Annotated in this window: 21 protein-coding genes; 10 read left to right on the top strand and 11 right to left on the bottom strand. The window is 62.7% G+C overall.

Annotation, left to right across the window (positions count from 1 at the left end; genetic code table 11):
• Positions 1–162: 162 nt before the first annotated feature.
• Together ACYVGC_RS19185 and ACYVGC_RS19180 are read right to left on the bottom strand one after the other, a co-directional pair.
• On the bottom strand, positions 163–615 hold the full coding sequence (locus ACYVGC_RS19185) for a hypothetical protein (protein WP_460585471.1): 453 nt from the start codon (positions 613–615) through the stop codon (positions 163–165).
• 221 nt (positions 616–836) lie between these two features.
• The gene (locus tag ACYVGC_RS19180) at positions 837–1,286 is read right to left on the bottom strand and encodes a GNAT family N-acetyltransferase (protein WP_460585470.1); all 450 of its coding nucleotides are present in this window, start codon (positions 1,284–1,286) and stop codon (positions 837–839) included.
• Between the two features lie 79 nt (positions 1,287–1,365).
• Here ACYVGC_RS19180 and ACYVGC_RS19175 point away from each other — a divergent pair, with 79 nt between their 5' ends.
• From ACYVGC_RS19175 to ACYVGC_RS19155, 5 genes are all read left to right on the top strand, one after another.
• A complete protein-coding gene (locus tag ACYVGC_RS19175; RefSeq protein WP_460585469.1) occupies positions 1,366–2,043 on the top strand; it encodes a 3'-5' exonuclease in 678 nt (225 codons plus the stop codon).
• Between the two features lie 121 nt (positions 2,044–2,164).
• Positions 2,165–2,863, top strand: a complete 699-nt coding sequence (locus ACYVGC_RS19170) for an SMI1/KNR4 family protein (RefSeq protein WP_460585468.1) — start codon at positions 2,165–2,167, stop codon at positions 2,861–2,863.
• A 109-nt stretch (positions 2,864–2,972) separates the two neighbouring features.
• A complete protein-coding gene (locus tag ACYVGC_RS19165; protein WP_460585467.1) occupies positions 2,973–4,883 on the top strand; it encodes a DUF294 nucleotidyltransferase-like domain-containing protein in 1,911 nt (636 codons plus the stop codon).
• A gap of 159 nt (positions 4,884–5,042) precedes the next feature.
• The gene (locus ACYVGC_RS19160; protein ID WP_460585466.1) at positions 5,043–5,945 is read left to right on the top strand and encodes a hypothetical protein; all 903 of its coding nucleotides are present in this window, start codon (positions 5,043–5,045) and stop codon (positions 5,943–5,945) included.
• Between the two features lie 11 nt (positions 5,946–5,956).
• The gene (locus ACYVGC_RS19155; RefSeq protein WP_460585465.1) at positions 5,957–6,379 is read left to right on the top strand and encodes a hypothetical protein; all 423 of its coding nucleotides are present in this window, start codon (positions 5,957–5,959) and stop codon (positions 6,377–6,379) included.
• Between the two features lie 46 nt (positions 6,380–6,425).
• On the opposite strand, the gene ACYVGC_RS19150 is transcribed toward ACYVGC_RS19155, so the two are convergent.
• Positions 6,426–7,466, bottom strand: coding sequence for a LacI family DNA-binding transcriptional regulator (locus ACYVGC_RS19150; protein WP_460585464.1), 1,041 nt, complete (start codon positions 7,464–7,466; stop codon positions 6,426–6,428).
• Positions 7,467–7,690: 224 nt separating this feature from the next.
• Between ACYVGC_RS19150 and ACYVGC_RS19145 the strand changes: the two genes are divergently transcribed.
• Positions 7,691–11,047: a hypothetical protein gene (locus ACYVGC_RS19145; RefSeq protein WP_460585463.1), complete on the top strand. Its 3,357-nt coding sequence runs from the start codon at positions 7,691–7,693 to the stop codon at positions 11,045–11,047.
• Positions 11,048–11,173: 126 nt separating this feature from the next.
• Here ACYVGC_RS19145 and mgrA read toward each other — a convergent pair whose 3' ends face one another.
• Complete coding sequence (gene mgrA, locus ACYVGC_RS19140) at positions 11,174–12,172, bottom strand: aldo-keto reductase family protein (RefSeq protein WP_460585462.1); 999 nt, start codon at positions 12,170–12,172, stop codon at positions 11,174–11,176.
• Between the two features lie 148 nt (positions 12,173–12,320).
• Here mgrA and ACYVGC_RS19135 point away from each other — a divergent pair, with 148 nt between their 5' ends.
• Positions 12,321–14,246 carry a CocE/NonD family hydrolase gene (locus tag ACYVGC_RS19135; protein ID WP_460585461.1) on the top strand — a complete coding sequence of 642 codons (1,926 nt, stop codon included), beginning with the start codon at positions 12,321–12,323 and terminating at the stop codon, positions 14,244–14,246.
• 43 nt (positions 14,247–14,289) lie between these two features.
• Positions 14,290–14,877 carry a cupin domain-containing protein gene (locus tag ACYVGC_RS19130; RefSeq protein ID WP_460585460.1) on the top strand — a complete coding sequence of 196 codons (588 nt, stop codon included), beginning with the start codon at positions 14,290–14,292 and terminating at the stop codon, positions 14,875–14,877.
• Between the two features lie 61 nt (positions 14,878–14,938).
• Here the strand turns inward: ACYVGC_RS19130 and ACYVGC_RS19125 are convergent, their stop codons facing one another.
• The 6 genes from ACYVGC_RS19125 to kaiC form a co-directional block, all read right to left on the bottom strand.
• The gene (locus ACYVGC_RS19125; protein ID WP_460585459.1) at positions 14,939–15,325 is read right to left on the bottom strand and encodes a nuclear transport factor 2 family protein; all 387 of its coding nucleotides are present in this window, start codon (positions 15,323–15,325) and stop codon (positions 14,939–14,941) included.
• Between the two features lie 173 nt (positions 15,326–15,498).
• A complete protein-coding gene (gene dinB, locus ACYVGC_RS19120; RefSeq protein WP_460585486.1) occupies positions 15,499–16,542 on the bottom strand; it encodes a DNA polymerase IV in 1,044 nt (347 codons plus the stop codon).
• 69 nt (positions 16,543–16,611) lie between these two features.
• A complete protein-coding gene (locus tag ACYVGC_RS19115; RefSeq protein WP_460585458.1) occupies positions 16,612–18,312 on the bottom strand; it encodes an ATP-binding protein in 1,701 nt (566 codons plus the stop codon).
• Complete coding sequence (locus tag ACYVGC_RS19110; protein WP_460585457.1) at positions 18,309–18,623, bottom strand: circadian clock KaiB family protein; 315 nt, start codon at positions 18,621–18,623, stop codon at positions 18,309–18,311. The genes ACYVGC_RS19115 and ACYVGC_RS19110 overlap by 4 nt, the downstream gene beginning before the upstream one ends.
• Before the next feature lie 9 nt (positions 18,624–18,632).
• Positions 18,633–18,962: a circadian clock KaiB family protein gene (locus ACYVGC_RS19105; protein WP_460585456.1), complete on the bottom strand. Its 330-nt coding sequence runs from the start codon at positions 18,960–18,962 to the stop codon at positions 18,633–18,635.
• Between the two features lie 21 nt (positions 18,963–18,983).
• Positions 18,984–20,723 carry a KaiC family protein gene (gene kaiC / locus ACYVGC_RS19100; protein ID WP_460585455.1) on the bottom strand — a complete coding sequence of 580 codons (1,740 nt, stop codon included), beginning with the start codon at positions 20,721–20,723 and terminating at the stop codon, positions 18,984–18,986.
• 189 nt (positions 20,724–20,912) lie between these two features.
• On the opposite strand from kaiC, the gene ACYVGC_RS19095 reads away from it, so the two are divergent.
• Positions 20,913–22,991: a DUF262 domain-containing protein gene (locus ACYVGC_RS19095; RefSeq protein ID WP_460585454.1), complete on the top strand. Its 2,079-nt coding sequence runs from the start codon at positions 20,913–20,915 to the stop codon at positions 22,989–22,991.
• An 8-nt stretch (positions 22,992–22,999) separates the two neighbouring features.
• Here ACYVGC_RS19095 and ACYVGC_RS19090 read toward each other — a convergent pair whose 3' ends face one another.
• Entirely contained in the window at positions 23,000–23,614 is a 615-nt protein-coding gene (locus ACYVGC_RS19090) for a sce7726 family protein (protein WP_460585453.1), read from the bottom strand.
• Positions 23,615–23,737: 123 nt separating this feature from the next.
• On the opposite strand from ACYVGC_RS19090, the gene ACYVGC_RS19085 reads away from it, so the two are divergent.
• The gene (locus ACYVGC_RS19085) at positions 23,738–24,421 is read left to right on the top strand and encodes an outer membrane beta-barrel protein (protein WP_460585452.1); all 684 of its coding nucleotides are present in this window, start codon (positions 23,738–23,740) and stop codon (positions 24,419–24,421) included.
• Positions 24,422–24,446: the final 25 nt, after the last annotated feature.

Below are 24,446 nucleotides of genomic sequence, written 5' to 3'. Positions count from 1 at the left end.
TTCTGACGAGTCTCTAACCGAAGCGTCTCGCTTTGATTTGGCCACATTGCTACCCGTCGAGTGGGAAGCGGGTAACCCAACGCAACCCCTAGAATATTTGTACCAAACTTTCAACCAAGGCCATCGTTCTGACTGCCCCTCACCCCTCAGCCGCGTCGTTATCTATTTGAGCAGCCTGGCCTGATGCGCCACATTAATGAGCGCCGGCGCGTTTTTAAGGGTAGCCAGCGCTACTTCCTTGGCAGCCTGGCGCAGCTCGTCGGGGCTGATATCGCGGGTTTCTTCGCGCACCAGCTCGGCCAGGGTTTGGAAGGCGTGGGCGAGGGCCTGGCGGCGGGGCTGCGGCACGCGCAGCTCGGCATAGGCCACGGCCAGGTGCAGCTGGATTTTCTTACGCCGCGCCCGAAACACCGACTCATTGGCCGCCTGGGCCTGTACGGCATCCAGCAGGGCCACCAAGGGCAACAGCTTGGTGGCCGTGGCAGCCATTGCTTCTTCCAGGCGCGCCCGGCGGGCAGCCAGGGCGTCGGCTTTGCCAACACTGGCTGGGCCGGGCGGGCCAGGAGTGGCGGCGGGTTTCTTTTTCCCTGGCAATGGAGGGAGTACGAACGGCATAGGGCTGCACTAGAACACGTTATCTAGCTACCAAGATAAGCGCCGGCGGCGGCTCGTTGCAAGTGATAGAACAGCGCACCATTCAAAGTCAGGATGTCGGCGGGTGTAGAGACGCATCTTTGCGTCTGTCGTCTGGTGGGGTAACCAACGGCGAGCACGCTAAACAGCGCCCAAACGCAAGGATGCGTCTCTACATTTACCCTGCCTGCGATAAAACTGCGCTAGGGCCGCAGCATGTAAATATGCGGAATACCATCTTCCAAGTAGCCCTCGCCCTGCTGCACGAAGCCGAAGCTTTCGTAAAACGCCTGCAAATACAGCTGCGCGCCAATTTTGATGGGCTGCGGGCCAAACAACGTATCACACTGCCCAATAGCCTGTTGCAACAGCTGCCGCCCCAGCCCGAAGCGCCGGTAGCGCGGCGCCGTCACCACCCGCCCAATGCTGGCCTGCGCGTAGCTGATGCCCGCGCCAAACAGCCGGGCGTAGGCGGCCAACTCACCGGTGCTGGCGTAGCCCAGCAGGTGGTGGGCGGCTTGGTCTTGGCCGTCAAGGTCTTGGAAGGGGCAGGTTTGCTCTACTACGAACACTTCGCTGCGCAGCTGCAACAGCGCATACAGCTCGGGCACGGTGAGGGCGTCGAAGGGTTTGATAAGCCAGGTAAGCGTCATAAGCCGCGAAGCTAGGGGCAGCGCGCGGCGGTGGCAAGCCCGGCCCGGCGCATTGAAGCTGAGCGCTTACTTTTACGCTGTGGCTGAGTACTTACTTTTCGTCGATACCGAGACCTCGGGGCTACCCACCGACTGGCGCCGGCCCTACGCCGAGCCCGGCGCGTGGCCGCACGTGGCGCAGGTGGCGTGGCTCATTTACACGGCCGCTGGCGAGCTGGTGAAAACGGAAAACCACTATATTAAACCCAGCGACTACGACATTACGCCGGCTTCTATGCAGGTGCACGGCCTCACGCTGGCTTTTTTGCACGAGCACGGCCAGCTGCGCCTACCCGTGATGCAGCGCCTGCACGAAGACCTGCTGCGCTATAAACCTTTGGTAGTGGGGCACTTCATTGAGCTGGATTACCACATGGTGGGCGTGAGCTTTCACCGTGCGGGCCTTTCCAATGCGCTGCTGGGGTTGCGCACTTTTTGCACCATGCGCCTCACCGGGCGCTTCTGGCAGCCGCTGCACCAGCAGTACCTGCGCCTGGCCGACTTGTACCAGCGGCAGTTTGGCCGGCCCATGCTGCGCCAGCACGACGCCCTGGCCGATGCCGAAGCTACCGCCCAGTGCTTTTTCGAGCTGCGCCGCACCGGCGACATCGATGCCGAGGTGCTGGCCAGCCAGCCCAAGTTGCTGCCGCCCCCCACCCACGCTGCCCTGGCCGCCGCCCGCCGCCCCTTCTGGAAATACTGGCTGGGCATGATTTAGTCAGGGAGTGAATGAGCGAGTGAACGAATGAAAATTCGCAGTTTCGACTCGCTCGTTTTTATAGAAGCTCAAGCACTTGTCATTCAGCTAGACACCAGCAACCTCTCCCCAATATTCTACTGTGACAACCTCCGCTATCGAGCAGCAGCATGGGTTTGAGTATCCCGCTTTGTACAAGCAGCTTGCCCAAGATGGCATGCTGGACGTGGGGCAATACGGCCCCGATTGGGCAACGACCGTGCTACCGAAGCTGCGCGACAACCCGACGCTCCTCTTATTCAGCAGCGACTTTGAGTTGCTCACGCTGGAGCAAGCGAGTGAAGTAACAGCGGAGTTGGCTGCGCCAGATGACTACCGCCAAATCAAGCCGGATTATAAATTCATTGCCTTTGCCCAAAACGGGGCCGGAGACTGCTTTTGCTTGCTGCCTACGGCGCAGCAAGCAAACGACATACCGGTTGTTTTTCTGTGGCATGATGCCAATGAAGCGACTTTTTTAGCGAAGAATTTACAGGACTTTATCTTCCGCCGCATCCTCATTGACATGGCTGAGCAAGACACGTATAATCAAGTCAGCGAGGAGGAATTCAGGCGGAATTTAGCGGCCACCCTCAAAACGCACAGCCGATATTTAACCGACCAGCAAAGCGCCATTTTAGCTGATATGCTGCTGAAACCACTAATAAGCTACGAGGACACCGAGTGCTCGTACACGGAAACGAGGTGGGGGCTGCTAACCGCCAAGGAGCTTGGCAATATTATGACCGAAGTAATCGGGTTTAATAAACTGGATGCCAGCTTTGAATACGCTGACGATTAGCTAATTGGCGCGGCACAGCCAGCCTGCTTACCGTGTATGTTACCCTTCAGGCAAGCAAGCGAGGTAACTTGCCACCACATTGCTTATTAAGCGTAGCATTACCACAAGTATGACTTCCCGCCTGGCCTTTTTGCGCACCGTTGAGCCCTTTGACCTGCTGCCGCCCGAGGTGCTGGAGGAGGTTGCCGCGCTGCTGCAAGAGGTGACGCACCCGCGCGAGGCCGTCATCTACCGGCAGGGCGAAACCAAGCTGCGGGGCGTCGATTTAATACTGGAGGGCGGCTACGACACGTTTTTCTACGATGGGCAGCAGGCCCGGCTGCTACCCGAGGTGTACGGGCCCGGCACCTGCTACGGCGGCGTGTCGGTGCTGCTCAATAAAAAGCGCTCGCTGCGCACGGTGCAGGCCCGCGCCGGCACGCGGGTGTACTTCCTGCACCGCAACGACTTCCGGGGGTTGTGCCTGGGGTATGATGCTTTCTTTCAGCATTTTACCACCCGCTACGGTCGCCTGATGCTCGACGACGAGTATGCCCAGCTGGTGCACCCCGGCCCGCAGGCCCCACAAAATTTTATTGCCGCCGACGAGCTGTTTTCGCGCCGCATGGCTGCCGTGGAGCTGCGCCCCGTGCTGGCCTGCCCCGGCACCACGCCCACCCACGAGGTGGCCCGGCGCATGGGCAAGGCCCGCAGCAGTTGCTTCTTTATACTGGACGAGCCCGGCGAAAAAATAGTGGGCTACGTCACCGATATCACCCTGCGCGACAAGGTGGTAGCGGGCCTGGGCGATGCCCGCCTGCCCATCAGCACCTACCTCGACTCGCCCACCCGCAGCGTCAGCAGCGAGGCGTTTGTGTACGAGGCCATGCTGCTGATGTTCCGCACCAAGACGCGCTACCTGCTCATCGAAGGGCCCGACGGCGCGTACCTGGGCTTCATCTCGCGCAACAAGCTGCTGGCCGAGCAGGCGCAGTCGCCGTTTCTGTTTATTCAGGGGGTGAAGCAGGCCGTGAGCGGCCGCGAGCTGCGGCGCAACTGGCAGAAAGTGCCCGACATCGTGTTTCAGCTGCTCGACCGCGGCGTGAAGCCCGAAATCGTGAACCAGGTAATCACGACCGTGGCCGATACCATCGCTCTCAAAGTCATTGAGGATGTGATACGCGAGCTGGGGCCGCCGCCGGCCAAGTTCGTGTTTATCGTGCTGGGTTCGGAGGGCCGCCAGGAGCAAACCCTGCTCACCGACCAGGACAACGCCATCATTTACGAGGACCGGGCCAACGAGCAGCGCGAGCTGGTGCGCGACTATTTTCTGCGCTTCGCCACCGAGGTGTCGGACCGCCTCAACGATATTGGGTTCAGCTTTTGCGACGGTGGCCTCATGGCCAAAAACCCCAAGTGGACGCACTCGCTCTCGCACTGGAAGCGTAACTATACCGAGTGGCTGCACGAGTCGAACCCCGAGAATGTGATGCGCTTCGCGGCGTTTTTCGACATCCGCTTTCTGTACGGCGAGCCCGCGATTCTGGATGAGCTGCGCGACTTTCTGGACACCGAGCTGCAAAAGCCGCTCGACCGCTTTTTGCACTACATGGCCACCAACGCCTTGCAGTACGAGCCGCCGCTCACGTTTTTCAACAACATCCGCACCTTCGCCGTGGGCGACCAGCAGGTGGTGAACCTCAAGAAAATCATGTCGCCCATCGTGGATGCGGTGCGGGTGTTCGCCCTCAAAAACCGCGTGTTTGCCACCAATACCGGCCAGCGCCTGGCCGCTCTGCGCACGCTCGGCGTGTTCACCGAAAAGGAATACCAGGAGCTGCTGCAATCGTACTACTACCTCATGGGCATGCGCCTCAAGAAGCAGGCCACCCAGATGATGCACGACAAGCTTTCGCCCGATAACTATCTTGACCCCAAGAAGTTAACCAAAGTAGAGCGCGTAACACTGAAGGAGATTTTCAAGGTAATTGCCGATTTCCAGCTGAAAATCAAGGTCAACTTTGCCAAGATGCTGAGTTAAGTGAGCCGCGGGCGGCCAGCTAAACGTAGTTAACTCAATTCTTCGTTTTACCTAGACCTAGCGTTATGTCGCCCCGTCAATCCACTCCCCCCACTTGGTCCGGTACGCCCAGGGCTGGCTACGGGCCCGCAGCTCCCCACCCTACCTGGCTACCAGGATATGCAGCGCGCAGCACTGGCCTGCTCCGTAGCCAGCGGCGAGCGCTACCTCGATGCGCTGCGGGTGCACGACGCAGCCACCCGCGCTAGCCAGCTGCGCCACCTCACGGCCGGTACTCGGCAGGATGCTACCCGCAGCGGGCGCCTCGACACGGCCGCCTTCACCGCCCACCAACGCTACGCGGCGGCGCTGGCTGCCCGGCCCCGGTACACCATGCGCCCCGGCCTCACGCCCGAAGAGCGCCTCTGGCTGAATACCGTAGCCAGCATGCCCTACGAAATGGCCCTCATGGTGCGCCTGGACCCGGTGGTGCGCTCGGTGGGCGGAGCGGTAGCGGTCGTAGGCGCGGTGGAGGGCGTAACCGCCGTTGTTGCTGAAGAAGTTACGGCTTACTCTTCCCTGCGTTGGTTGGGGTGGAAGGCAACATTACTTCGGTTTGGGGCTAATGCGGTAGGCCAGGAGATTGGGTATACTATCCAGACCAGAGATATGAGAGTAGCTTTTCGCCGTATTAATTGGGTATCTTCTTTCCTCTCAGCTAGCGGATTGCCACTGGTTACTACTTCGGTTGGCTCGGCCGCATTCAAGTTTGACATTGAACAGAGATATCGGTCGGTTTTCAATGGTGGGGTTTCAAACTACGAATTGGCTCGTGACTCTTTTCTCAACTATGGTTTTGGGCAAGCGACCAGACTTTCTGGCCTAGATGATTGGCACAGAACTCCGCAGGCAATGCAGCTTATTGGCGGTCTGCGTTACCAAATTAGCTTGCGGCTTAGTACACGCTTGGCAGCAGGTCTTGAGCCCGCTTCACCAGCCATACTAGAAGCCGGCAACCGGACTGCTGCCGGAGCCATACGTAAACACGGCACAGAGGAAGCGAAGAAGCACTTACCCAAATAAGCTAGTCTGCTATGCCTCCTCTCACCAACCAAATAGAGCGGCTTAAAACCTTGCTCGCCATAGCAGTACCAGTGATAATAATACCGCTTTTCATCTATGAATTTCGGCAAAAAAACCAAGAAAGAGCCGAGATAGCAGCTTACGCGCACTATACGGTTGGGGAGGTCACCCGTACGAGCTACGTGGTGGGTCCCAATTCTGAGAGTATTATTCACTTTACCTACCAAGTCGGCGATTCCACCTATGAGGGTACCGAACCCGGCGACCTGGTGAATGGCCGAACTCGCTTCCTAGTGCGGTTCTCCACCAAAAATCCCAGTTACTACGAAGGCTATAAGCAGGTGCCGATTCCTTACTACGTGCCGCCCCCACCGCCCGAGGGCTGGGCCAAGCTCCCGCCTAAGCTGGATGTACCCGCCGGCGCACTGGACTAAGCCAACACCACACCGTAGCCTTACTGCGCGCGAAATCCGACGAGCCCTACCCCGCGCGCTGCGACGAATCCCTTACTATCAGCTTGGGCTTGAGCACGATGCCGCGCGGGGTGGTGGCTTTGTGGTCGGGGCTGGGCAGCATTTTTTGCAGCAGCTGCACGGCGGTGCGGCCCATTTGCTCGCAGCGCTGGTCCACGGTGGTGAGGGCGGGCTCGGTGAGCTGGGTGAATACCTCGTTGCTGAAGCCGGCGATGGCCACGTCTTCGGGCACCCGGAAGCCCAGCTTCTTGGCTACTTGCATGGCCCCCACGGCGGCCAGGTCGTTGGAGCTGAATACGCCGTCGGGCCGGCGCGTGGGCGAGAGGCGCAGCAGGCCGCGCATGGCGGCGGCCCCGCCCTGCTGGCTGAGCTCGCAGAAGGCCGCCAGGCGCGGGTCGGGGGTGAGGCCGTGGGCGGCCAGCGCGTCGAGGTAGCCCTGGTGGCGGTTTTGGTGAATGTTGACGTGCAGCGGGCCCGTGAAGTGCGCAATGCGGCGGCAGCCCTGCTTGATAAGGTGCTCGGTTACCTGGTAGGCCCCGAGGTAGTCGTTGAGCGTCACCGACGTTACGTTGGGGCCTTTGAAACCCGGCACCAAGCGGTCGAAAAACACGAGCGGCACGCCCTGCTGGCGCACGGCCTCAAAGTGCTCAAAATCGGTGGTGGCATCTGATAGGGAGAGCAGAATGCCGGCCACCTGCGCCCCCATCAGCAGCTCCACAATCTGCTTTTCCTGCTGCGCATTTTCGCCCGACTGGCAAATCATGACGTTGAAGCCCGCCGCGCTGGCCTCGCTGGCAATGCCGTGGATAACCTCCGGGAAGAAGTAGCCCGTGATGTGCGGCACCACCACGCCCAGCGTGTTGCTGCGGCCCCGGCGCAGGCCAGCGGCCAGCGGGTTGGGCTGGTAGTGCAGTTCCTTGGCCAGCTGCCGCACCCGCACCTTGGTGGCCTCGCTCACGTCGTGGTGGTCGGCCAGGGCCCGCGAAATGGTCGAAGCCGACAGGCCCAGGGCCTTGGCCAGGTCGGTGATGGAAGCACGACGATTCATAAAAGCAGCAGAAAAGGGCGAAGGCGCTAGCCGACAATAACAACCGCAAAGATGGGGTTTGGGTGGTGGGCGCGCGAACCAGCCGGGCAAACTTAGCCCCGCCGCCCCCAAGCCGGGGCGGCCCGGCGGCCGGCTGAAACGCCCGTAGCCACGTATGCAGCCGAACGCCCGGCCGGTAGCGCGTGTTACTGGTCGTATTAGCCCGGCTAGTGTAGCTTGCTGTTATGAAGTCGTTTCCCCTCTGGCGCGTGCTGGGTGTCGGTTTTTTGCTTCTGCTGCTAGCCCTGGGGCTGGGTGGCTGGCTGCTGAGCAGCCGCTACGCCCGGCCCTACGTGAAACAACTTGTGCGTGAACAGCTTACCAAGAATTCGGAGCTGGTGCTGGCTCCGTTTGAGGTAGACTTTTCAGTGTGGAACGACTTTCCCTACCTGTCGGCTTCGCTCAGCCACCTCACCCTCACCGACACGGCCCACCACCGCACGGTACCCGTGATGCGCCTGGGCCGCGCCGACCTACGCCTCAACCTGCGCGAGCTGCTGCACCGCCGCGTGCAGGTAACGCGCCTCACCCTGCACGACGTGGCCATCGGCCAACGCGTCGATTCACTGGGCCATACCTGGGGCTTGCGAGGCAAAAAGCGCCCCCCCACCAGCGCCCCGCCCAACATCAACCTGGCCCTCGATTCCATCGTTATTTACAACTTTGGAATATTTACCCGCAATGACTTTACCCACAGTATTTTGCGGGGCCGAATCCGTCAGGCGCGGGTGGCCGCTACGCTGCGCAAGGGCATTTTGGCGGTGCATGGCCGCTTCACGGGCCGCCTGGTGCAGCTGCACAACCGCAGCGGCGACCTGCTCACCAACGAGCCTGTAAATGCCTGGCTGAATTATAGTTATGATTTTGAGAAGCGCCAGGGAGTTTTTGCCCGCACCCGCGCCACGCTCAACGGCGACACCATCCGCATCAGCGGCACCCACACGGCGGCCGTGGCCGTGGGCAACCAGCCGCCGGCCGGCACCGTGCTCAACCTGCGCTTTGCGGGCAGCCAGCCGCTGCTGGCGGTGCTGCACGCCGCCCTGCCGCCCACGCTGCAACCCATTTTGCGCGGGGCCCGCAGCCCCAGCAAGGCCCAGATTGAGTACCGCATGACGGGCCTGAGCGGGCCGCTGGTGCGCCCCCGCGTGACGCTGCACTTTGGCCTGCGCAGCGCCAGCATTGCCTGGCCCGACTCGGCGCGGCGCATCGACCGCTGGGACTTGCAGGGCACCTACGACAACGGCCCCGCCCACCTGCCCAAAACGATGTCGCTCAACCTGAGCCAGTGCCGCATCTACTCGCCGGCCGGCCAGCTCGACATGGCTTTCCTGATGCGTGATTTTCAGCACCCCCGCATTCAGGGCCGCTTGCACGGGCGCACCGAGCTGCCGGCCCTTATGGGGCTGCTCTCGCCCGAGCGCTGGTACGCCAGCCGGGGCATTGCCGACCTCGATGTGCGCCTCAACGGCCTGCTGCCCGCCATGCGCCAGATGCGGCGCGGCGACTTTCGGCGCAATTTGTCGGTGCGCGGCACGGCCACCCTGCTCAACGCCGACTTCCGGCTCAATGGCCATAACAGCGGCCTGCGCAACCTCAACGTGCGCATCGGCCTCCACGACAGCCTGTGGCGGCTCTCGAATGCCTCGGGCGTGCTGGCGGGCATGAAGTTCAAGGCCTCGGCTACTACCACGTATCTACTCGATTATTTCACCGGCCAGCACCCCACCACCACCATCAAGGGCAGCTTCGCGGTGGATGCGCTGGACGTGAGCAGCCTGCGGCAGCTGCTGCGGCCCTCGCCCGGCAGCTCGGCCTACGAGCAAGCCAGCCACCGCGTGCGCCGCAACCAGGCCGACCGCCGCCGCATTGCCACCACCCTGGGCAGCCACATGATACCGCCCGGCATGCTGCTGGACGTGGCCCTGCGCTGCGACCGGCTGGCCCTGGCCACCGACACCCTGCGCGAGCTGGCCGTGCGCATTCGCCACGATGGTGAGCGCGTGAAGCTCAGCGGCATCCGGGGCAAGCTCTGGGACGGCGAGGTGCGCGGCGAAGCCCAGTGGCTCACCGACTCCTCCGCGCGGGTGGTACCCGTGGCGTATGATATTGACTTTAAGTTTGATACCCTCAACTATAAGTCACTCCTGGAGCGCCTTTCGCGGCCACCCCGGCGCTCGACGAAGACGCCGGGCAGCCCCGCCATCCGTGAGCTGCTGCTGGCTGCCAACGGCAAGCTCAGCTACGAAATCAACTCGCTGGTGCTGCCCGATGGCCAGCGCCTGCGCAATATGCGCCTACGCTTCGACAAGCAGGGCCCCATTTTGCGGCTGCCCTACGTGTACTTTACCACGCCGCAGGGTGGCGTAGGCAGCGGCTCGGCCACGGTGCAGGTGGCGGGCCTACGCATCGAGAGCGCCGACGCCAATCTGCACCTGCGCTACCCCAGCCTCGACGTGCCCCAGCTGCTGCGCATGCTGGCCAGCGTGGCCCCGCCCGCTACCGACTCTGCTTCGGCGGCTGCCCGGCAGGCCCTGCGGGCCCAGCGCGCGTCGCGCCGGGCCGCCCGCCGGGAGCCGGGGGCCGCGCCCGCCACCTCGCTCATCGCCGATGGCCGCTTCACGGCCCTGCTTCGTGTGGAGGCCGACCACGTGAGCTACGGCGCGGTGCAAGGCAATCATTTTCAACTTGTTACGCACTTGCAAGAAGGCGAAGCCATGCTCGACGAATGCACCGTGAATACCCTGGGGGGCCGCGTTACGCTACGGGGCCGCCTCATCACCAACGCGGGCCGCCAGCACCACCCGCTGCGGGCGCAGGCTTTGCTAGAGGATATTCAGTTACCCACTTTCTTCAACCTGGCTACTTCCTTGAACCTTAATGTGTTGGGCAAGGAGAATATAAAAGGTACGCTGCGCGCTGCCGTGGCCCTGCGCACCGACCTCGACGAAAAGTTTATTCCCAGTCTCGACAATACCAACGCTTACCTCAAAGTAGACCTGCGCGACCTGGAACTGATAAATGTAGATGTCCTGCAAGACGCGCTCAAACTTTTCAAGAAGCGCACGAAGCATCTGTTTTTCGAGCCCGTTAGCACCGAGTTTGTGCTGAGCCGGGGCGAGCTGCTCATTCCCAACCTGCGCCTCGACAGCAACCTCACCGAATTGCAAATCAATGGCCGCTACGACCTTGATGGCCCCGCCAACCTCTATGTTGGGCTGAACCCGCTGCACGCCCTGTTTGGCGACAACGGCAAGCGCATTACCCGCATTCAGGCCGGCGAATCGACCACGCGCCACGACCCCAAGCTCAGCTACGTGAACCTAACCCGCGACGCGCCCCGCAGCAAGTACCGCGTCAAGCTCTTTCAAAAACAGGAGCAGCGGCAGGAGCAGGTAGCCCTGCGCCGCCAGTTTAAGCAGCTCGTCATCACCCAGCGCCTCGATACCACGCTACGCCTGCTGCCGGGCTCGCCGTTTGTTGCGCCAGCCATCGCGGCCCCTGGTCTGGCCGCCCCCGTTCCCAAGCTAGCTACTTCACCGTAAGCATTTTACGTTTCAGTTTGCCCTCCCTGGCTAACCCCACCCCCTAGCCCCCCGCCGCTTGATGCGCGGAATCCTCCGGCAGAGGGGGCTAGGGGGTGGGGTGCCCGTGGGGGCGAACCAGGACAGCTACCCCTTCAATATCTCCTCAATCCGCGCCAGCTCCGCTTCGCTGAACTTATAGTTGGCCAGGCTGCCCACGGCATCGGTCACTTGCAGAGGCTTGCTGGCCCCGATGATGACGGACGTAATGCGAGGGTCTTTCAGCACCCAGGCTAGGGCCAGCTGGGCCAGCGTTTGGCCGCGCTCCTGCGCTAAGGCGTTGAGCTTTTGCGCCTTGGCCACGTTGGCAGGTGTGAGCTGGTTTTCTTCCAGCGCGCCGTTGCCCAGGTTGCGGGCCACCCGCGAGTCGGCCGGAGTGCCTTGCAAGTACTTGTCCGTGAGCAGGCCCTGGGCCAGTGGTGAGAACGGGATGCAGCCCACGCCTTCCTCGGCCAGCACGTCGAGCAAGCCCTGCTCGGGGTCGCGCACCAGCAGCGAGTACTTGGGCTGGTGAATGAGGCAGGGCGTGCCCAGCTCGCGCAACACGGCAATGGCGCGGCGCGCCTCGGCGGGCCCGTAGTTCGACAAACCCACGTACAGGGCCTTGCCCTGGCGCACCAGCGCGTCGAGCGCGCCCATGCTTTCCTCCACGGGCGTGTCGGTGTCGGGCCGGTGGTGGTAGTAGATGTCCACGTAGTCGAGGCCGGTGCGGCGCAGGCTCTGGTCGAGGCTGGCCATCAGGTACTTGCGCGAGCCGCCGTCGCCGTACGGCCCGGGCCACATGCCGTAACCCGCTTTGGTAGAGATAATTAGCTCATTGCGATACGCTTGAAAGTCAGTGCGCAGCAGGCGGCCAAACATCTCCTCGGCGGCGCCGGCGGGCGGGCCGTAGTTGTTGGCCAGGTCGAAGTGCGTTACGCCCGCGTCGAAGGCCGTGCGCAGGATGGCGCGGCAGTTGGCCTGCGCATCTTTCTCGCCAAAGTTTTGCCACAGGCCCACCGACACGGCCGGTAGCTGCAAGCCGCTGCGGCCGCAGCGGCGGTATTCCATCGCCTCGTAGCGGGCGGGGTTGGGTTGGTAAGCCATAAAAGGAAAAGGGTAGAAACAGGCTGCTTTGTGCCACCAAAACTACTAGTCGCCGCGTGGGTTTCGGCCCGGTTGGCGGCGGGCAGCCCAGCAAAAGCCAGGTTGGCATTACTTTCCGGGCCGCGCGCACTTTCGCGCGGCTTTTCTTATGCTCCGCTCCTCTTCTGGCCGGCTGCTCGCCGGCCTGGCTCTGCTGGCCTCGTCGGCCACCCGGCCCGCCGCTGCCCAAGCGCTTACCCCGCCCACCCGCACCCAGGACTCTACGTTTGTGCGCCAAAATTACCGCAAGGTGGAGCAGCTCATCGCCATGCGCGACGGCACCCGGCTGGCCACCATCATGTACGTGCCGCTCGATGCCGGCCCCGCCCGCCCCTATCCTTTTCTGCTGGAGCGCACACCCTACTCGGCCGGCCCGCGCGGGGCCAACGCCTACCCCACCCGCGGCCCCGGCCCCAGCCGCGAGCTCAGCCAGGAAAAGTACATTTTTGTGTACCAGGATGTGCGCGGGCGCTACCTCAGCGAAGGGCAGTTTGAGGAAATGACGCCGGCCCTGCCCGCCGGCCGCCGCGGCAAAGCCGCCAAGGGCAAAACCGCGCCCCACGACGAAAGCACCGACACCTACGACACCATTGAGTGGCTGCTCAAAAACGTGGCGGGCAACAACGGCCGCGTGGGCATCATGGGCATCTCGTACCCCGGCTTTTATGCCACGGCCAGCCTGCCGGCAGCCCACCCGGCCCTCAAGGCCGTGTCGCCGCAGGCTCCGGTCACGGACGAGTTTATGGGTGACGATGCCCGGCATAACGGGGCGTTTTTCCTACTGGACAACTTCGACTTTACCAACTCCTTCGACGTTCCCCGGCCCCAGCCACTGGCCAAGTACGAGGAGTTATTCCCCTTGAAAATTGCCGATGCCTACCAGTTTTTCCTGGACCTGGGGCCGCTTAAAAATGCTAATCAGCCCAAGTACTTCAACCAGCGGGCGCGCATCTGGAATGAATACTTGCAACATGATACCTACGACGCCTATTGGCAGGCGCGCAATAGCCGGCCCAGCCTCACCGGCGTGCGGCCCGCCGTGCTGGTAGTGGGCGGCTGGTACGACGCCGAGGACCTGTTTGGGGCGCTGCACACCTACCAGGCCATCGAAAAGCAAAACCCGAAGGCCACCAACCGCCTCGTGATGGGCCCCTGGACCCACGGTGCCTGGAGCCGCCCCAACTGGAGCAATTTTGGCCCCCTCACCTTCGGCCAAAACACCGCCGAATACTACCGCCGCACCCTCGAAACGCCGTTTTTCAATTACTACCTGAAGGATAAGGGCAGTTTTAACCCGGCTGAAGCCACGGTTTTCGACACGGGTACCAACGGGTGGAAAACGTATCCGGCCTGGCCGCCGGCCGGCGCGCAGCCGCGCCCCTACTACCTGGGCGGCGCGGGCCAGCTAACTACTGCCCCCACCACCGCGCCCGCCGACGAATACGTAAGCGACCCGGCCCACCCCGTACCCTACGCCCCCGGCATTCTCAGCAGCCGCAGCAACGAGTATATGATTGCCGACCAGCGCTTTGCGGCCGAGCGGCCCGACGTGCTCACCTTCCAAACCGAGCCGCTGGCGCAGGACCTCACCGTGGCCGGCCCGCTGGGCGTAGACCTGTGGGTGAGTACCTCCGGCACCGATGCCGACTTTGTGGTGAAGCTCATCGATGTGCTGCCCGACGACGTGGCCGACCCCGCGGCGGAAAATACCACCCTGCCCGGCACCCAGCGCTTGGTGCGGGCCGACGTGTTTCGGAGCCGCTTCCGCAACAGCTTCGAGAAGCCGGAGGCCTTCCAGCCCAACGTACCCACCGAGGTAAAATACGAGTTGAACGACGTGCTACACACTTTCAAAAAAGGCCATCGCCTGCTGGTGCAGGTGCAAAGCACCTGGTTTCCGCTCGTGGACCGCAACCCGCAGCAATTCGTCAACATCTCCACCGCCGAGGCCAAGGACTTTAAAAAAGCCACTATTCGCCTCTACCACGAGCCGGGCCACGCCTCGTCCATCCGCCTGCCCATACTGGGGCAGTAGCCCGGATGGCCGCCAGCCCCGGCCGCGCCGTAAACCAGTCTCTATGAATCGGCGAACCTTCCTTCCCTTGCTGGGGCTGGCCCCGTTGGGCCTGGCCGCCGCTACCCTTCGCACCACACGCCTGATGCAACCCGAAAAGCTGTACTTCAAAGACGATGGCACCATTCCCAACAGCCGCTACCCGCTGCTGCTGTACCGGCAGGCCTTCGCGGCGCGCAATGCGGCAGGCGCGGCTTGGCTGGAAAACCACTTTGCGGCCAACAACTGGACCAATTCCTGGCGCAATGGCGTGTATCCGTTTCACCATTATCACAGTACGTCGCACGAGGTGCTGGGCGTTTATGCGGGGTCGGCGCTGCTGCACCTGGGCGGCGAGGCGGGCCAACGGGTACGCGTACAGGCAGGCGACATCCTAGTAATTCCGGCCGGGGTGGGGCACAAAAACCTGGGTGGCAATGACCTGGGCGTAGTCGGCGCTTACCCCGACGGCCGCTCCTGGGACGTGAACCGCGGCCTGCCCGGCGAGCGCCCCCAAACCGATAAAAACATCGCCGCGTTACCCGTTCCCACCACCGACCCGTTCGCAGGCAAAAGCAGCGGATTAGTTAGTATCTGGAAATCAACACATTAAAAAAACAGCGCGCCGGGCTGGGCCCGACGCGCTGTTTAGCTATTAAAAGCTGACTGCACAGTTAGCTAGCCTGCTTCTGCGCGTGCCAAAGTACTAGCTGCCAGCCTTTTGCATTATCCTTGATATAGACCACCACGTACTTGATGCGGGTGAAGCTAGGCTGGCCATCGGCGCCGGGGCCCAGGTCAATCTGGATGAGCGCGTTGACGATGGCCGTGTGGTCGTCGTTATAGGGACGCACGATAATAGCCTCTATATCAACCTTATCGTAGCGGCTCTGGCCGCTTTCGATGGAGGCCAGGTAGCTGGCCTTGCCATCCTGGTGGCCGTTGGAATGGGTGTAAATGAGGTCGTCGGCGAAGATGGTGGCCAGCGTGGGCAGGTCGCGGGCAATTTGGGCGTCGAAGCGGCGGCGCTCCAGCTGTTCGATTTCGTGGATGGCAGACATTGTTTGTAATGAGCAGTGAGTAATGAGCAGTGAGTAATGAGCAATGAACAGTGCAAAAGAACGTCAGGCGGACCGCAGGGAGGCATCTCGCCCGCGTTAGTAGATTGGTAATTCAACGATGCAAGCGAGATGCTTCCCTCGTCAGCATGACGTTGTTTTTGGCCCTCGCTTCCCTAAAAAAGCGCCAGCTGCCCACTGTGCCCGGCTGGGGCCAGCTCCCCATCCAGGTTTGATAGCGATAACCCCAGCAGGCGCACGCCCTTGGGCAGGGGCAGCAGGGCGGTAAGCAGCTCCTGGCCGGTGCGCAGCAGAGCAGCCTCATCAGGCACCGGGACCAACACGCTACGGCTACGCGTAATTTGCTGAAAATCAGCGTATTTTACTTTTAGCGTGATGGTGCGGCCCGACTGGCCGGTACGCTGGCAGTAGGCCCACACCTTGGCGGCCACGGGCAGCAGGGCGGCCAGCAGAGCGGGCAACTCGTGCAGGTCCTGGGCAAACGTCATCTCGGCCCCCACCGACTTGCGCTGGCGGTCGGGCTGCACGGGGCGGTGGTCCTCGGCGTGGGCAATGGCGTGGTAGTAGCCGCCGGCCTTCCCAAAGTGCTGGCGCAGCAGGGCCTCGGGCTGCTGGCGCAGGTCGGCCCCGGTGAAGATGCCCAGCGCGTGCAGCCGCGCCGCCGTAGCCGGCCCAATGCCGTGAAACTGCCCTACCGCCAGCTTCTCCACAAAGGCCAGCCCCCGGCCGGGCGGAATCACATATTGCCCATTGGGCTTGCGATAATCAGAAGCCAGCTTGGCCAAGAACTTGTTGTAGGAAATGCCCGCCGATGCCGTGAGCTGGGTGCGCGCCAGGATAGCCGCCCTTATTTCGCGGGCCACCTCGCTGGCCAGCGGCAAGTGCTTGAGGTTGTGGGTCACGTCGAGGTAGGCTTCATCGAGCGCCACCGGCTCGATGAGCGGCGTGTACTCGGCAAATATCTCCCGAATCTGACTTGACACTTCCTTATAAACCTCGAAGCGCGGTGGCACGAACAGCAACTCGGGGCACAGCCGGCGCGCGGTGCTGGCCGGCATGGCCGAGCGCACGCCGTAGGTACGGGCCTCGTAGCTGGCGGCCATCACCACGCCGCGCTCGCGGGAGCCGCCCACCGCCAGGGGCCGCCCGCGCAGCGCCGGGTCGTCGCGCTGCTCCACGGAGGCGTAGAACGCGTCCATGTCAAGGTGAATGATTTTGCGCGGCGCGGCGGGGGCAGGAGTCACTGCTACGAAATTACCACCGCGCGCCTACTGCGGCAGCAGCACCGTGAACGTGGAGCCCACGCCCACTTCGCTTTCCACCGCGATGCGACCGCCGGCGTTTTCCACCATTTTCTTGACCATATACAGGCCAATACCGCTGCCCTCCACGTGGTTGTGCAGGCGCTCAAACAGGCCGAAAAGCTTGCGCTGGCCGGCCGCATCGATGCCCAGGCCATTATCCTGCACCGTGAGGCGCAGAAACTGGCCGTCGGGGCGGGCACGCAGCTGCACGCGGGCCGGCCGGCCGGGGTCGCGGTATTTGAGGGCATTACTGAGCAGGTTATAGACCAGGCTGCGCAGGTTTTTTTCGAGGAAGCGCACCGCCGCGTTGTCGGCCAGCTCCACATCGAGCTGCGCGCCGCTGGTGCGCACCAGCGGCTCCAAGTCTAGGCTAACTCCCTGTACTACTGCTGATAGCGGCACCGGTATCACGGCCAGGCCGTGCTCGCGCTGCAGCTTGGCCACGTCGCTGAGCTGCTCGATGGTGCGCTGAAACCGGGTTACCGACTTGGTCAGCATCCCCATAATGTCGCTGACCGAAGGGCGCAGCCGGGCCTCCAGGGGCAGCTCGTCGGCGAGGGCTTGCAGCAGGCCCTCGATGTTGGTGATGGGCCCTTTGAGGTCGTGCGAGGCGGTATAGATGAAACTATCCAGGTCCACGTTCACGCGGGTCAGCTCCTCGTTGTTGTCGCGCAGCAGGCGCTGGGCCTGGGCCACGCGCTCCTGGGCCAGCTTATGGGCGTGAATGTCGGTGTAGGTGCCAATCCACTGCACCACCTCGCCGGCCTCGTTGCGCGAGGGCAGGGCGCGGCCCAGCATCCAGCGATAGTCGCCGGCCTGGCTGCGGATGCGGCACTCCAGCTCCAGGGGCTGTTGGGTAGTTAAGCTGTGCTCCCAGCTGCGGAAAGACGCCGCAAAGTCGTCGGGGTGAATGCGGTCGGCCAATTGCTCGGGCGAGGTAGCATTTTCACCCACGTAGTCGAACCAGCGGTGGTTGAGATAGGTCGTCCGGCCCTGGCTGTCGGCCGTCCAGGCTATCTGCGGAATGCCTTCGAGTACGCGGCTCACTTCGTTGGCCGTTTTTTCGACGGCTAGGCGGGCGGCCTGCTGGCGCACCAGCTCCGCGCTTTTACGGTCGAGCAGGGCGTTTTGCTGCGCCACCACCGAGCGAATAGTCGATATTTCCTTGCGCGCCGATACATCGGCCAGCAGCACGGCCAGCGTGGGCGCCCCGCTGAACGTCAGCACGTTCATCGATACCGAAAACGGATGCAGCACGCCGTCGTGGCAGCTTTGCAGGGGCAGTTCACCCCGCACCTGTCCCTGCCAGCCCTGCTGACACAGCTCGACCCAGTAAGCCAAGTACTTAACCGGAATAAACTCGCTGAATGAATGCCCCAGAATATCGGTTTGGGCACAGCCCAACCCCTGGGCTAGCGCGGCGTTGCAATAAAGCACAAAGCCATCAGCGGCGAGCAGCACCGCGCCCTCGCTCATTTGCTCCACTAGGGTGCGGTAGCCGTGGTCGGCGCTTTCGAGGGTGAAAATGCGCGGCCCCTCGGCCCCCTGAATGGCCAGCGCATCCACGGCCCCGGTGCGCACGGCTTCAATCAGCTCTTCGGCTTCGCGCAGCTGCTGGCGCAACTCTTCGTTTTCCCGAGCCAGCTCGGCGGCGGTGGGGGTCATGCGGTGGGGGGCAGCGGGTGGTTGAGTCCGAGTAGGGTAAGCAGGGCGGCCCCGTTGGAGAGGTCGCCCACCAGCCGACGCTGGGGCAGCGGCCGCCGCCGCACTAAGGTGGGCGCGGCCACAATCTGCGCCTCCTGGGCCAGCTCTGGGTGCTGGTACATATCAATAATACGCAACGTGTACTGCCCGGCGAGGTGCTGCTCACAAACTTCCTTGATGTTGCGCACCGCCCGCGTCGAGTTGGGCGTGGCGCCGGTCACGTAGAGGTAAAACTCGTAGGCAGGTTCTTCAGGCGGGGCAAGGGCATTCATGGGCACGACCTACAAGTGCTTAACCCGCAGGTCGAGCCCCACGATAACGCGCTCCTCGTTGGACAAGTCGCCGATGACACGCCGGATGGGCTCCGGCATTTTGCGCACCACCGTGGGGATGGCCAGAATCTGGTCGCCCTCCGCTAGTTGCGGCTGTTGCAGCAAGTCAATTACTTCCAGCTGATACTGGCCCGGCACGTGCTGCTCGCAGTAGCGGCGCAGGTTGGCGAGCGCCGCAATCGACTTGGCCGTTTGGCCGGCCACGTACAGGCGCAGCTCCCAGGTTTCGCCGGGCGCGGGGGCGGGGGCATCAAGCAGGTCTTCGCTCACTTCCATCATAACAATAGGCAGATACGTGGGCTAAGGCTGGGCGTTGGGTTGGCTGGCCAAATAATCGGCCGACAACCCCGTGGACAGCGCCGTGCGGCCCTCGCGCAGGGCCGTGCCGCGCGTCTGCTCCTCGTGGCTCACGCGGCGCAGCTCGTCCTCCACCGTTTCAAACTCGGTGCGCAGGTTGGCAATGGTGGCTTCGAGCATGCGGCGCTTGCGCTCCAGTTCGCGGTCGCGGCGGTCGGTTTCGTGCTGCTGCACCACGCGCTGGGCCTCTTCCTGAATGCGCTGGGTGAGGCGGCCTGCCCCGGTAATAATGCCTTCGGGGCCGATAACGACGTCGAGCAGCTGCACGCCGTGGTCGGTAACCAGAAATTCGCGCACCTGGTTGGAGTGCGCCATGCCGCGGGCCTTGAGAATGCTGAGGCCCCGGTTGCGCTCGCCAATGCCTTCGAGGTCGCGCACCGAAATCCAGGTATCGACCAGCGACGACACGCCTTCCTCCGCCATTTCAAGCTGGCCGCTGCGGTTGCTAATGAGCGCCGTGAATAGCGCCGTCACGTTATTAACCTTCAGAAAATCAATCATTCGCGTGAGCATATTGCGCACTTCGCTGATGCTGCCCACCGAAATAAGGTTGCTGATGGGGTCGATAATCACAGATTGGGGCCGGAACTCGGCCACTACCCGGTGCAGCGTCACGAGGTGGCGCTCGAGGCCGTTGAGCGTGGGCCGCGAGGCGTCGATACGCAGCAGGCCCTGGTCGAGGTAGGGTTGCAGGTCGAGGCCCACCGAGCGCATGTTGCGCAGCAGCTGGGCCGGCGACTCCTCAAAGGCGAAGTAGAGGCAGCGCTCGCCGCGGCGGCAGGTTTCGAGGGCAAAGGCGGCGGCGAGGGTGGTTTTGGCGGTGCCGGCCGTGCCGGTGAGCAGCACGCTGCTGCCCCGGTACCAGCCCCGGCGCGCAAACATCTCGTCGAGGCCAGGCACGCCTGAGGAGATAACCTCGTCAGAGACAGTATGTTCGAGCTTGAGCGACGTCACGGGCAGCACCGAGAAGCCGTCTTCACCGATGAGGTAGGGGTACTCGTTGGTGCCGTGGGTGCTGCCGCGGTACTTCACAATGCGCAGCCGCCGGGTGGTTATCTGGTCAATTACCCGGTTGTCGAGCAATATCACGCAGTCCGACACGTACTCCTCCAGGCCCTGGCGCGTGAGGGTGCCCTCGCCGCGCTCGGCCGTGATGATGGTGGTCACGCCCTTGTCCTTGAGCCAGCGAAACAGCCGGCGGATTTCCGAGCGCAGCACGGCCTCGTTGTCGAAGCCCGCAAATAGCGCCTCCACGGTATCGAGCACCACGCGCTTGGCCCCGATGGAGTCGATGGCGTAGCCCAGCCGGATAAACAGCCCGTCGAGGTCGTACTCGCCGGCCTCCTCAATTTCGGAGCGGTCGATGTGCACGTGGTCGAGACGCAGTTTTTTGTCGGCTTGCAGCTGCCGCAGGTCAAAACCCAGCGAGGCCACGTTGTCGGCCAGCTCGTCGGCCGTTTCCTCAAAAGTCATGAGCACGCCCGGCTCGTCAAATTCCTCTATACCGCGCACCAGAAACTCGATGGCCATCAGCGTTTTGCCGCAGCCTGCGCTGCCGCATACCAGCGTGGGGCGGCCCAGCGGCAGGCCGCCCTCGGTTATCTCATCGAGGCCCTCAATGCCGGTAGGAGCCTTCGATAGCCGGGGCAGGACGGTGGCCGAGAGTAGGGGATTGTCTTGCATAGCTAAAATAGAATCGACGCGGATTTTATCCGAAAGTTACGGGGTAGCCCGCGGATTATCCCAGGTTACTTTGGGCGCCGCCCGGCCCGCCGCCGCGCCCGAATGCCGGCCAAACTATCAGTAGAGACGCAAGCAGTCGTATGTTTGAAATAGTATTGGCTGCCGCTTCTTTTTATCTACCTATTTCAAATGGATGCTCGTTACGCAACTCCGCAGAAGCTTTTTAGTGGCGAAATGCAATTTATGGTGCCGCTTTTTCAGCGCTCTTACAGTTGGAAGCTGAAGCAATGGAAGACGCTTTGGCAAGATTTATTGCTGCTGCCAGAGTTAGAAGCCGGCCGCCAGCACTTTATTGGCTCGGTGGTGATGCACCCCACCAACACGGTACCCACGGGCGTTAGCAAGTACGCCGTCATTGATGGGCAGCAGCGACTCACCACGCTGTTCATTCTGCTTATTGCCCTGCGCGATACGGCCCGCGCCGCCGGCCACGAGCGGCTGGCCGAGCGCATTACCGATACGTACCTGGGCAATAAATACGCCCCGGCCCATGAGCGCTACAAGCTGTTGCCTACGCAAGCCGACCGGGCGGCCTTTCGGCAGATAGCCGACCACGCGACGAGTACGGAGCCGGTGCCGGGCCTGATTACGGAAGCGTTTCAGTACTTTCAGCAGCAGCTCAGCAGCTGGGTAAAAGCTGATTCGGAACGCGCCGAAGAAATGCTGCGCCTCATACTCGAACGCCTGTCCTTAGTGAGCATCACGTTGAATGACGATGACGACCCTTATCTGGTATTCGAGAGCCTGAATGCTAAGGGCATGCAGCTAACGGCGGCCGACCTGATTCGCAATTATTTGTTCATGAAAATTCATCCTGACAAGCAGGACGAGCTGAATGAGCAGTATTGGATGCCCATGCAATCGGCGCTGGGCGATGCGCTCACGGCCTTTATCTGGCACTACCTCATGCGCAATGGCGGCAACGTGCCGCAGTCGGACGTGTACCTCTCCTTCCGCAAGGCCACGGCCAAGCGCGACGTGCCCGAAGTACTGGCCGAGCTGGCCCGCTACGCGCCCACCTACGCCCGCATGCTGCACCCCGAGCGCGAAACGCAGTACCCCGCTATTCAGCGGGCGCTGCGCCGCCTGCACCGCACCCGCCTCACGGTAGCCTACCCCCTCATCATGCGCTTTTATGACCAGGTGCGCCACGGCAGCCAAATGGCGGAAGCTACGCTGCTGGCCGTGCTCGACTTGCTGGAGAATTTCGCGTTGCGCGGCTTTGTCGCGCGCCGGGGCCTCAACGGGGCCAATAAGTCGATGCAAACGCTGGCTACCCGCACCAACCGCCTCGACCAGCAGCCGGAGGCTTTGCTGGAAGATATGCGTACCTACCTGGCCACTCAAAACTACCCCAGTGATGCCGACGTGTCCAAGGCCCTGCAAGAGCAGCCGCTTTACCACCACGCGGGCGAGCGCCACACCCGCACCAAGCTGCTGCTGGACACGCTGGAAATGGCGTTGAGCCCCAAGGAAACCGTGCTGCTGAGCGACCTGAGCATTGAGCACATCATGCCGCAAACGCTCACCGAGGCCTGGCGCAAAGCCTTGGGCAACGAGGTGGAACGCGACCACCAACAGCTGCTGCACACGCTCGGCAACCTGACGCTAACGGGTTATAACAGTGAGCTTTCCAACCTGCCGTTTGCGCAAAAGCAAAAGCACTACGCCGACAGCAACGTGGGCTTAAATGCCGAGCTAGCCGCCGCGCCGGTTTGGGATGCGGCCGCCATCCGGGAGCGCGGCCAGCGCCTGGCGCAGCGCGTTATCGCCCGCTGGCCGTCGTTTGCCCCCGAAACGGGCGACGCCGAGGAGGCTGCCGATGCTTCGCATACCGAAAACATTCGCCCCCTGGCCATCGTGCTGCGCGGCCAGCGCGTGGCCCTATCCAGCTGGGTGGCCATGGTGGCTACCACGGCCCGCCTGGCCGCCGACATTGCGGGGCCCGGCCTGTGGGCACAGCTGCAACTTGTGAAGCCTAATTACTTTGCCACGCAAGCCGGCACGCTGCACAGCCCGGCCATGCTGGTAGAAGGGTGGTACTACGAAGGCCGGAGCAATGCCAAAACCCACCGACGTAACTGCACCATTATTCTGCGCGAGGCGGGCATTGCCGAAAGCGACTGGCAGCTCGAGACAGTAGAGCGGCCGAATAGCGCCGAGTGGAGCACCGTGTTCTCAACTCCCGATGCGGACAAACCGGCGTAGCGGTGGCGTTACGCCCGCTTTTTCTTCGTGCGCCGCGCCCGAATACCGGCCAGCCGGGCGCGCTCGGCGCGGCGCTCCTCACGCAGCAGCAGGCGCTCGGGTAGCCGGGCCATGAGGCGCTCGCGCACGTACTGGGCCAGGCCCGACAGCGGCACGGTGTGGGTGGTACGCAAAAACTGCGCTATTTCGCGCTGGCGCAATGTGCTGGCCCCGGCCAGCCCCAGCGCCAACAGGTACTGCTTTATTTCCTCTACCCACAGCAGGGCGGCCAGCGGGGCGCGCTGCACGGTGGCGTTGTAGCCGGCCGGGCGGTGCTCGCGCAGGGCCGCACCCTCGGCCGGGGCCACCAAGATGCCCACCCACGCGGGCAGCAGCGGCAGCAGCTTGGCCAGGTGCTTTTCAGTAACCACAAACGTGACGAAGTCGTAGACCTCGCCGTAGCATTTGAGCTGGTTTTTAACGCGTTGCAGGGTGTCGCCGTCGCCCTTCACCTCGTAGCCGTGCATGAAGGCGGGCGTGATGTGCACCACGTCGGCGCGGGTGGTGCCGGTGGGCAGCTCGTCGATGTGCACGCCCCCCAGGAGCAGCGGGTAGAGCCGGGCGCGGATTTCGGGGTCGTTCATGGGCAGGACAAATTTACCCGCACCAGGGCCGCCCGCACTTCGGGGCTATCATTGCGGGTAGGTTGCAACCCTTGCGCGCCGCAGGGCTTCTTCCTTGCAGTTCTCTTATCTCTCCTTGCTCCTATGACTGCATTTCGACTTGCAGGCTGCACGCTGTTGCTGAGCCTACCACTAGCAGCTCGCGCCCAAACTGCCGACTCCACGCCGCGCTACTACGTGGGCTTGGCCGCGTATAGCAGTGATTTTCAACCCTTGGGCGGCACTTACTATGGGGGCACCACCGTGCCGGTGCAACTCACACTAGGCTACCAGGTGCTGCCCCGGCTGGCGGTGCAGCTGGGCGTGGCCTACAGCGGTAACTCCTATAGGTATACTAATGATGGCCCCTACCCTATGTACACAACGGCAGGCCGCCCGGCTACCTTTTATACCTACTCGGGTAATACCTCGTGGCGCAGTGCTTCGGTGAGCCTGCTGGCCCGCTACACCCTCACCCGCAAGCCCGAGCACCGCGTGCAGTTTGATGTGCTGGGCGGCCTTACCCTGGACCATGACCGCACGCACTACGATAACTCCCGAACCGATACCGATAGCCTGCAAAATGTTATCGGTACCGTAGGATACAACGAGCGCTACAGCCGCACCAATTTCCTGCTCACGGGCGGCCTCAGTACCCGGTATCGCTTCAGCCAGCGGCTGGAGGCGGTGCTGGATGTGACGCTCAGCCGCAGCTTTTTGCAGGGTCAATACGCAGGCTTTCCGGGGTCTACGGCGCTGGGGCTGCGCTACCGGTTTGGCCAGCGCTAGGCGGGCTACCTATTTTGAGCGGGCT

The organism is Hymenobacter arcticus, assembly GCF_054779975.1.
This window is presented reverse-complemented; position numbering and strand designations above follow the sequence as displayed.

Coding starts and splice junctions, on each gene's coding strand:
- ACYVGC_RS19185 (WP_460585471.1), bottom strand. CDS start 615: ATGCCGTTCGTACTCCCTCCATTGCCAGGGAAAAAGAAACCCGCCGCC.
- ACYVGC_RS19180 (WP_460585470.1), bottom strand. CDS start 1,286: ATGACGCTTACCTGGCTTATCAAACCCTTCGACGCCCTCACCGTGCCC.
- ACYVGC_RS19165 (WP_460585467.1), top strand. CDS start 2,973: ATGACTTCCCGCCTGGCCTTTTTGCGCACCGTTGAGCCCTTTGACCTG.
- ACYVGC_RS19160 (WP_460585466.1), top strand. CDS start 5,043: ATGCAGCGCGCAGCACTGGCCTGCTCCGTAGCCAGCGGCGAGCGCTAC.
- ACYVGC_RS19155 (WP_460585465.1), top strand. CDS start 5,957: ATGCCTCCTCTCACCAACCAAATAGAGCGGCTTAAAACCTTGCTCGCC.
- ACYVGC_RS19150 (WP_460585464.1), bottom strand. CDS start 7,466: ATGAATCGTCGTGCTTCCATCACCGACCTGGCCAAGGCCCTGGGCCTG.
- ACYVGC_RS19145 (WP_460585463.1), top strand. CDS start 7,691: ATGAAGTCGTTTCCCCTCTGGCGCGTGCTGGGTGTCGGTTTTTTGCTT.
- mgrA (WP_460585462.1), bottom strand. CDS start 12,172: ATGGCTTACCAACCCAACCCCGCCCGCTACGAGGCGATGGAATACCGC.
- ACYVGC_RS19135 (WP_460585461.1), top strand. CDS start 12,321: ATGCTCCGCTCCTCTTCTGGCCGGCTGCTCGCCGGCCTGGCTCTGCTG.
- ACYVGC_RS19130 (WP_460585460.1), top strand. CDS start 14,290: ATGAATCGGCGAACCTTCCTTCCCTTGCTGGGGCTGGCCCCGTTGGGC.
- ACYVGC_RS19125 (WP_460585459.1), bottom strand. CDS start 15,325: ATGTCTGCCATCCACGAAATCGAACAGCTGGAGCGCCGCCGCTTCGAC.
- dinB (WP_460585486.1), bottom strand. CDS start 16,542: ATGGACGCGTTCTACGCCTCCGTGGAGCAGCGCGACGACCCGGCGCTG.
- ACYVGC_RS19115 (WP_460585458.1), bottom strand. CDS start 18,312: ATGACCCCCACCGCCGCCGAGCTGGCTCGGGAAAACGAAGAGTTGCGC.
- ACYVGC_RS19110 (WP_460585457.1), bottom strand. CDS start 18,623: ATGAATGCCCTTGCCCCGCCTGAAGAACCTGCCTACGAGTTTTACCTC.
- ACYVGC_RS19105 (WP_460585456.1), bottom strand. CDS start 18,962: ATGATGGAAGTGAGCGAAGACCTGCTTGATGCCCCCGCCCCCGCGCCC.
- kaiC (WP_460585455.1), bottom strand. CDS start 20,723: ATGCAAGACAATCCCCTACTCTCGGCCACCGTCCTGCCCCGGCTATCG.
- ACYVGC_RS19095 (WP_460585454.1), top strand. CDS start 20,913: ATGGATGCTCGTTACGCAACTCCGCAGAAGCTTTTTAGTGGCGAAATG.
- ACYVGC_RS19090 (WP_460585453.1), bottom strand. CDS start 23,614: ATGAACGACCCCGAAATCCGCGCCCGGCTCTACCCGCTGCTCCTGGGG.
- ACYVGC_RS19085 (WP_460585452.1), top strand. CDS start 23,738: ATGACTGCATTTCGACTTGCAGGCTGCACGCTGTTGCTGAGCCTACCA.